Source organism: Niastella sp. OAS944, assembly GCA_024809215.1.
In the GTDB taxonomy this organism is placed as follows: domain Bacteria; phylum Bacteroidota; class Bacteroidia; order Chitinophagales; family Chitinophagaceae; genus Niastella.
This window is the reverse complement of the sequence record JANUBW010000023.1, coordinates 1-1,736: the sequence shown is the minus strand read 5'-3', so window position 1 is coordinate 1,736 and position 1,736 is coordinate 1. Positions and strand designations below refer to the sequence as shown.

Below are 1,736 nucleotides of genomic sequence, written 5' to 3'. Positions count from 1 at the left end.
TGTCTCGTCCGGAAATAGCTATACACGTGAAGAATAAATCCTGAAGCAACTATACATAGGTATTTGGTAATCCTGAAGTTGCTTTACAGGTTGAGTTTTCAAAAATAAGGATTGCTTTTATTAAACCGCAAAAAGGGGCGGGATTTGGCTTAAAGGAGGAGCCATCCCGCCCCTTTTTACTGGTTATTGACTATCCTTAGCAGGCTTTAAGTCCTGCATTGTGTTTTCAGTCTGTAGGTTGTCATTAACCGTTTTTATAGGATATTGCTTCCATCTTTTCGTTAAAATACCGTGTCTTAAATGCGCCTGCGCTGGAGTTAGCATATCACAACTACTATGAGGTCTGTGCTCATTATAAGCGGTAATGCTATTTTTAACAAGCTCGCAAGTGTGTTCAAAACCACCCGATGAACTGTAAAGATTAAACTCCGTTTTAAGAATTCCATTAATGCGTTCAGCCAGGGCATTTTCGTAAGGATCACCATTTTCTGTCATGCTGATAGCGATATCATGTTCTTTTAGTATTCGCACATAATCAGCTGAACAATATTGGGATCCTCGATCCGAATGATGGATAAGCGCCCGTTTAGGATAGAGCCGACCGGCAAGAGCCATTTGTAATGCATCGATGCATCCCTGTGCAGAAAGGTCCATACGCAGGCAATAACCCATGATTTTGCGAGAGTACGCATCAGTGATAAGGCTCAGATATCCCCACTGATTACCCATGCGGATATAAGTAATGTCACTCACCCATAACTGCTCTGGTCGTTCACAACGAAGGTCAATAGTAAGGTTACTGTATTTGCGCATCCAGTGACGGGAATCAGTAGTGATCACTTTTCTTTTACGACGCCGTATGAGTAGCTTATGGCGTTGTAGTAAATCAAAAAGATAATCCCTGCCAATTTGTATTCCATGTTCCTGCAATAGTGGAGCGATATTGAGATGCAGTTTTCGGGTTCCCAAGTTAGGTACCAGTTTTCTTTGTTGATGTATGTAATTCAGAATAATATCCTCCTGCAGACCTTGTTGCCTGGCGCGCCACCCGTGGTCATAGAAGGCATGACGGGTTTTGCCAAACAGTTGACATAACTTTCCTATTCCTGCTTTAGGAAAATCGTGTTTTAATCGTTGGACTGTTTGGCGCCAGGCTTTTTTCTAATATTAATTTTAAGCTGTTCTTCGGCTACATCTATGAGTGTATTAAGGGCCGCTACTTTGAGTTGAGCTTCCTCTAAGGCTTTTTGTAAGCCCTTGATATCTTGGTTATTATCTGTAGAATTACCTTCGACTGGTTTCTTTTTCTTCATCCCACTTTCGTTGACAACGGCAAGTTCGGCATTTTCCAGATTGAATTGGTGTATCCAGCTGTTGATTGTTTTTACTGTTTTAATACCATAGGTTCGCTGAGCCTCCTTAACAGTTAATCTTCCGCTTTGAATAGCCCGTACTACTGACCTTTTTATTTCAATAGGAACAGGGCGCTTTAGCTTGCCCGATGGAACTGCCATTTTTGAATCAAAAATCCATCTGTGCAGTGTCTTTATTGACACATTATATTTCTGATTCGCAGCCTGATAAGACATCCCGTTATGTATTTCTTCCACAACTTCGGCTATAAACCTTTTGTCCCAATTGCCTTTAGCACTGTAACGGCCTTTGAATGTTTGTTCGTGATCCTTTTCTACCATACATTTTAATTTTAAAGTGTATAGTTTTTTTAGGACGAGGCA

2 protein-coding genes are annotated in these 1,736 nt (G+C 41.0%); both read right to left on the bottom strand.

The genetic code is table 11. From position 1 onward, the window contains the following. Nucleotides 1-183: 183 nt before the first annotated feature. Nucleotides 184-1,086 carry an IS3 family transposase gene (locus tag GGD38_RS37305; RefSeq protein ID WP_375303709.1) on the bottom strand — a complete coding sequence of 301 codons (903 nt, stop codon included), beginning with the start codon at nucleotides 1,084-1,086 and terminating at the stop codon, nucleotides 184-186. 41 nt (nucleotides 1,087-1,127) lie between these two features. Beyond that, nucleotides 1,128-1,694: a helix-turn-helix domain-containing protein gene (locus GGD38_RS37300; protein ID WP_375297994.1), complete on the bottom strand. Its 567-nt coding sequence runs from the start codon at nucleotides 1,692-1,694 to the stop codon at nucleotides 1,128-1,130. Nucleotides 1,695-1,736: the final 42 nt, after the last annotated feature.

Excerpts from the sequence above, each read along its gene's own strand:
- GGD38_RS37300 (WP_375297994.1), bottom strand. The coding sequence starts at position 1,694 with ATGGTAGAAAAGGATCACGAACAAACATTCAAAGGCCGTTACAGTGCT.